Source organism: Kitasatospora sp. NPDC091257 (genome assembly GCF_044757675.1).
In the GTDB taxonomy this organism is placed as follows: Bacteria; Actinomycetota; Actinomycetes; order Streptomycetales; family Streptomycetaceae; genus Kitasatospora; species Kitasatospora lactacystinica.
In genome coordinates, this window is record NZ_JBIVVI010000608.1 from 1 (window position 1) to 5,495 (window position 5,495).

Sequence of the window (5,495 nt, forward strand, 5' to 3'; positions counted from 1 at the left end):
CGTGGCGTCCAAATTCGGATTCTCGGCCTTGTGAGCCCCGTCGCAGTAGCCGTCCGGGTCGATGGTGCCGGAGCAGTCGCGCGGGCAGGGCGAGCCGGGGCCGGCGGACGCCGGTGCTCCGGTTCCCGGTGCTGCCGTCCCCGGTGCTCCCGTCGTCGGTGCTCCCGTCCCCGCGGTCCCCGTCGTCGCCCCCCCGGGCGTGGCGGTGGTCCTGGCCGCCGGGGCCAGCCCGCACTCGTCGCAGTAGCCGTCGGCGTCGATCCTGCCGCTGCCGGAGCACTCCGGCCGTTCGCACGTCCCGCCCATCAACCTCAGCCCCCCTGAACCTCTCCGTCGGCCGGCGGGCGGCCGGCCGCCTCCTGAGCCTGCCCGGTTCCGGCCTCGGTGTGGGCCGGCCGCAGCGACTGCTGGAACCGGGCCACCGCGGCGGCCGCCGCCCGCAGGTCGCAGGGCGCGCTCCACAGCAGCCAGCGCGCCTTCTCGTACCGTTCGATCACTTCCGGGTCCTCGGAGACCCGCAGCCGGGCCGCCATCGCCTTGTAGGCGTCCAGCCGGCCGCGCAGCTCGGCCCGGACGGCCAGCGGCTGGGTCACCTCGGAGAGCGACTGCCGGGCCCGGGTCAGCTCCTTGGCGGCGGCGTCCTCCAGCGTGTCCAGCAGCGGCGCCAGCCGGCCCCACTGCCCGGCCTGGCGCAGGTCCAGCGCCGCGACGATCCGCTCGCGCAGCGCCGAGGCCGGTCCGGGCACCGCCGGGACGTCGCTGGACGCTATCTTCGCCAGCACCTCGCCGCGCGCCCGGCGGGCCTCGGCCAGGGTGGCGTCGGCCCGCTGGAGCAGGTCGCCGACGCCCTGGAGGCGGTCCTCGGCCTCGTCGCGCAGCCGCAGCAGGTCCTCCAGCTCCAGCCGGACGCCGTCCAGTGCCCGCCCGGCCCGGTCGAACCGCTCGGTGTCCACCACCCCGGCCGGGCCGGCGAAGGCCGAGCCCTCCGGGACCGTGCCGCGCTGGGCGGGCACCCGGGCCGGGCGCCACAGTGCCAGCGGGTCCCCGCGCACCTCGGTGCGCAGCTCGGTGAGGTCCTTCTCGATGCCGGCCAGGTCGTCGCCCAGCGGGTGGGCGCCGGTGCGCACGCCGAGCGAGGCGGCCAGGGTGCGCACCCGCTGGAGCTCGGCCAGCAGCAGGTCGATCCGGGCCGGCAGCGCCGACCAGACCGCGTCGGCGGCGCTGACCACCTCCAGAACGGTGGCGTACCAGGAGTTCATCCGGGTCATCAGCGCGTCCAGGCTGATCCGTTCGACCAGCTTGGCGGGCGCGCCGAGCACCTGCGGGCCGTCCGGCACCACCCCGCCCGGGACGGTCACCGCGTCGCCGGTCAGCAGTTCGCTCAGCTCGGCGAGTTCGGGTGTGCCGGGCTTGGCCTTGCGGGCCCGGACGGCCCGGGCCGAGGCCAGGGCCTCGGAGTAGCGGTCGAACAGCGCCCAGAGCAGCGGCAGTCCCTTGCCGGCGACCGACCAGCGCTCCAGGGTGCGCCCGGACAGCTCGGCGCCGTCCAGCAGCCGCAGGCCCGGGTGGTCCTGGAGGGCGAGCAGCGCCGACTCGACCGCGTCCCGCTCCGCGCCGAGGCGGGCGAGCGCGCGGTCGACCTCCTCCCGGCTCAGTACCGGGCCAGCCGATGCCGCCACCGCGGTGTCCTTCCTTCCTCGCGTGCGATCCCGACGTACCTGACGTGCTCGACGTACCGGACGTGCGGTCCCACGACAACCCCCGTGTCCACCACCGGTCTCCCCGTGGTGATCGTCCCGAACCCTAGCCGGTGGCCGTTCGGGCGGAGCGGGCGCGGGGCGTCAACGTGCCGTCAACGCCCCGCTGACGGATCGTGCGCCACCTCTCCCGCGCCGTCCCGCGCGCCGTCCCGCGCCGTCCCGCGCGCCGCCCCCGGACCTGCCCCGACGCCGGATCAGTGCGGTGCGGGCCAGTAGTGCTCGGCCTCGTTGAGCATGTACGGCTTGAGCCAGTGTTCGTACGAACGGGTCCAGTCGCCGCGCGCGTAGTAGTCGGCCAGGACCTGGTTGACCCGGGCGGCCAGGTCGGTGCTGTCCTTCAGCATGGCGACGCCGATCACCTCCGGCTGGGCCTCGCCGTCCACGATCCGCACGGTCTGGTCCTGCGCGGCCTGGCCGGCCGCCAGGCCGTTGTCGGTCATGGTGGCGTCGACCTTGCCGAGCTGCATCAGGACCAGGCAGTCCAGCTGGTTCTCCACCGTGACGACCTGCCGGGCGGTCTTCTTCTCCTTGACCACGGTCAGCGCGGTGGAGCCGTCGGCGGCGCAGACCGCCTTGTCCTTGACCGCGTCGTCGATGTTCTTCGCCGGCGACGACTTCGGCACCAGGACGCGCTGGCTGATGTTGAAGTACGGCTTGGAGAAGGCGACGTCCTCCATCCGCTTGCAGTTGATCGTCATGGTGCGGACGATCAGGTCGACCCGGCCCTTCTTGATGGCGTCGATCCGGTCGGCCGTGGCCACCGGCTTGAGCACCACCTTGTCCGGGTCGCCCATGACGGCCGCGCCGATCGCCCGGGCGAGGTCGATGTCGAAGCCCTCGATCTGGCCGGTGTTCGGGTTGCGGGCGCCCCAGCGGTAGCTGTTCTGGTCCACGCCGATCACCAGGCTGCGCCGGGCCTTGATGGCCTTCACGGCCGGGCCGTCGTCGGTGCTCGGCGGCACGCTCCTGTAGATGTCGCAGCCGTCGGCCGGGGCCTGCTCCTCCTGGACGGCCAGGGGCGCGGCGGTCGTGGCCGCCGGTGCGGCGCCGACCGGGCCGCCCCCGGTGAGCACGGCCGTGCCGGCCGCCAGCAGCGCGAGCGCGGCGGCGGGCCTGGTCCTTCTCCTCGATCCGCTGGATCCTCTGGTGCGCATTGCGTCTCCCCCTCTGCCCGTCACCGGTACTCGGCCAGTCGCCGGCCCAGGCCCCGCAGCGCGGCGGTCGCGGCCACCAGGCCGAGCAGCGCGGCGGCGACGGCGGCGGCGCGCAGGTCCCCGCCGGTGCCCTCGGCGGCCTTGTCGAAGCGGTCCTGCTCGATGTCGGCGGCCCGGGCGAGCGCCTTGTCGGTGGCGTTGAAGGCGGCGTCGGCGGTGGCCGCGTCGCCCTTGGCCGTCACGGTGGCCTCCAGGGCGCCCTGGTAGTCGGCGTTGTCGACCTCCAGGGCGCGGGCGTCGTCGTGCCGCCGGCGCCACTCGTCGAACTGCTTCGAGGCGTCCACGACGCTCGACACGGCGGCCGACGGCGCCAGCCGGACGGCCTGCGGCAGGGAGCCGTTGGACCGGTCCGGCGGGAGGTCCTTGGCTCCGGCCAGGTGTTCGGTGGCCTTCGTCCACTGGTCGGCGTACTTGGTGGTCGAGCCGCGGGCGACGAAGTGCAGGTTCTCCGCCAGCCGGGCGGTCAGGACGTCCACCCGGGCGGTGTTGAGCGCCCGCAGCGGGGCCGCGCCCTCCCGGTTGCTCCGCTGGAGCGCCGAGCTGGTGGTCAGCCCGGTGACGGTGAGCCACAGGGCGCCGGACAGGACGGCGGCGGTGGCGCCCAGCAGCCCGATGTTGAACACCCGGTTGGTGCGGCGGAACAGCGTCAGCTGCACCCAGGCCAGCGCGGCCAGGGCGACCAGCGCCAGGCCGTACGCCGCCCACGGGACCGCTCTGGCCTCGGCGTAGTCGTCGGACAGCTCCCGGTCCTCGACGGCGGCCAGTTCGGCGGCGGTCGGCAGCAGGACGGTCTGCATCTGCTCGGAGGCGTACCGCAGGTAGGCGCCGCCGAGCGGTATGCCCTGCCGGTTGTCGGCCCGTGCGGTCTCCACCAGGCCGGCGTACACCGGGAGTTGCTGGTTCAGCCGGGCGAGCGACCCCTGCGCGGGCGAGGTCGCGGTGGTCCGGGCGGCGGCCTGGGCGATCAGCTTGGCGGCGGTGGCGATGTCCTGCTCGTAGCGGTTGCGGACCTCGTCGGGCTCGGCGCCGGCCAGCAGGAAGCCGCTGGCCGCGGTGGTGGCGGCGTCGGCCAGGTTGCGGTGGATCTCGGCGGCGTCCCGGCTGAGCGGCTGGCTGTACGAGACCACCCGGTCGGCGGCCTGGGCCCTGGTCTCCAGTTGCCAGGCGGTGAGCCCGCCGAAGGCCACGGTGAGCACCGCGAGCACCACGCCGGCCAGCCGCAGCCGGCCGGGGGGTGTGCGGGTGGCCTGCGCGAGCCGGGCGCGCACGCCGGTGGCGACGGCCGCCGGAGGGCGCTTCGCGGGCGCCCCGCCGGGTCTGGGTGCCGGGGGCGCCCCGCCGGACTTCGCGAGCGGGGCCGATCCGGGGACGGCCGGTGCCCCCGGTGCGGCCGTCGCCACTGCTGCGCCCGGTGCCCCCGGCAGCTGGTTCGGCCGTGCCGGGAACGCGGCGCCGGACGCGCCGCTGCCTACTGGTGTTGCCACCCGCCTCATCCTCCCCTGGGGCCGGGCCCGTCCCCGGGGCCCGACCGATGGCAGCAGTATGGCCGTGACTCCCCCCGGCCACACCTGACTTGCGCCGATCTTGAGCATGTCGTGCACGTTCCCGGGACGGCCGGTACCACTGGTGCGGCGGGTGCCGCCGGTACCGCCCGTGCCGTCGGTCCGGCCCTTTCGGCTCGGGCCGCTCCCACCGGTCGTCCCGAGAGGTGGCGAACCGTCCGACGCGGGCCGCACCCTACGCGGTTCCCCCGGCCGGGCGGAGCGCGGGGGTCCGCTTGAGGGCGCGCGATCCCGGGTGCGGCGACCCCTCGCTCCGTACGATGGAGGTATGCGCCTGCTTGGAACGATCTCGTCCGACCGCCCGCTGCTCGTCGTCGCCGTGCGCGAGGAGGCCGCCCACCTGGACGACCGCCTGCCCGTGCTGCTCACCGGGATCGGGAAGGTCAACGCCGCCGTCGCGCTGGCCACCGTCCTCGCGCAGGGCGAGAAGCCCTCCGAGGTGATCAATCTCGGCACGGCCGGTGCGCTGCGCCCCGGCTGGGAGGGCACCCACCACGTGGTCCAGGTGATCCAGCACGACCTCGACACCGCCGCCCTGCACGCGCTCACCGGGCGTGAGTACGGCGCCCCGCTGGTGATCGGCAAGGGAGACGGCCCGGTGCTGGCCACCGGGGACCTCTTCGTCTCCGACGTGGACGCCCGCGACCGGCTCGCCGAGCACGCCGACCTGGTGGACATGGAGGGCTACGCCGTCGCCACCGTCGCGCACCGGGCCGGGCTGCCGGTGCGGCTGGTCAAGCACGTCAGCGACGAGGCCGGGGACGGTGCGGAGCACAGCTGGAAGGAGGCGGTCGACGACTGCGCCCGCAAGCTGGCCGACTGGGTGGTCGCCCAGGGCTGGTGACGCCTGCTCACGATGGCGCCTGCTCACGATGACGCCTGCTCAAGGGTATCGTCATGGCGCGCGGCAGGGTGCGCTGCGGGGAACGGATCTCGGGTTCCTCGCCCTCGCCGGTGGT

Annotated in this window: 4 protein-coding genes; 1 reads left to right on the forward strand and 3 read right to left on the reverse strand. The window is 75.1% G+C overall.

Annotated features, from left to right (window positions below):
- Nucleotides 1-311: 311 nt before the first annotated feature.
- The 3 genes from ACIQOV_RS25465 to ACIQOV_RS25475 all read right to left on the reverse strand — a co-directional run bounded on the left by ACIQOV_RS25465 (nt 312) and on the right by ACIQOV_RS25475 (nt 4,458).
- Nucleotides 312-1,679: a hypothetical protein gene (locus ACIQOV_RS25465; RefSeq protein ID WP_401052176.1), complete on the reverse strand. Its 1,368-nt coding sequence runs from the start codon at nt 1,677-1,679 to the stop codon at nt 312-314.
- 275 nt (nt 1,680-1,954) lie between these two features.
- On the reverse strand, nt 1,955-2,914 hold the full coding sequence (locus ACIQOV_RS25470; protein WP_401052178.1) for a glutamate ABC transporter substrate-binding protein: 960 nt from the start codon (nt 2,912-2,914) through the stop codon (nt 1,955-1,957).
- A gap of 20 nt (nt 2,915-2,934) precedes the next feature.
- A complete protein-coding gene (locus ACIQOV_RS25475) occupies nt 2,935-4,458 on the reverse strand; it encodes a hypothetical protein (protein ID WP_401052181.1) in 1,524 nt (507 codons plus the stop codon).
- A 346-nt stretch (nt 4,459-4,804) separates the two neighbouring features.
- On the opposite strand from ACIQOV_RS25475, the gene ACIQOV_RS25480 reads away from it, so the two are divergent.
- Nucleotides 4,805-5,380 carry a nucleosidase gene (locus ACIQOV_RS25480; protein WP_401052183.1) on the forward strand — a complete coding sequence of 192 codons (576 nt, stop codon included), beginning with the start codon at nt 4,805-4,807 and terminating at the stop codon, nt 5,378-5,380.
- Nucleotides 5,381-5,495: the final 115 nt, after the last annotated feature.

Coding starts and splice junctions, on each gene's coding strand:
- ACIQOV_RS25470 (WP_401052178.1), bottom strand. CDS start 2,914: ATGCGCACCAGAGGATCCAGCGGATCGAGGAGAAGGACCAGGCCCGCC.
- ACIQOV_RS25480 (WP_401052183.1), top strand. CDS start 4,805: ATGCGCCTGCTTGGAACGATCTCGTCCGACCGCCCGCTGCTCGTCGTC.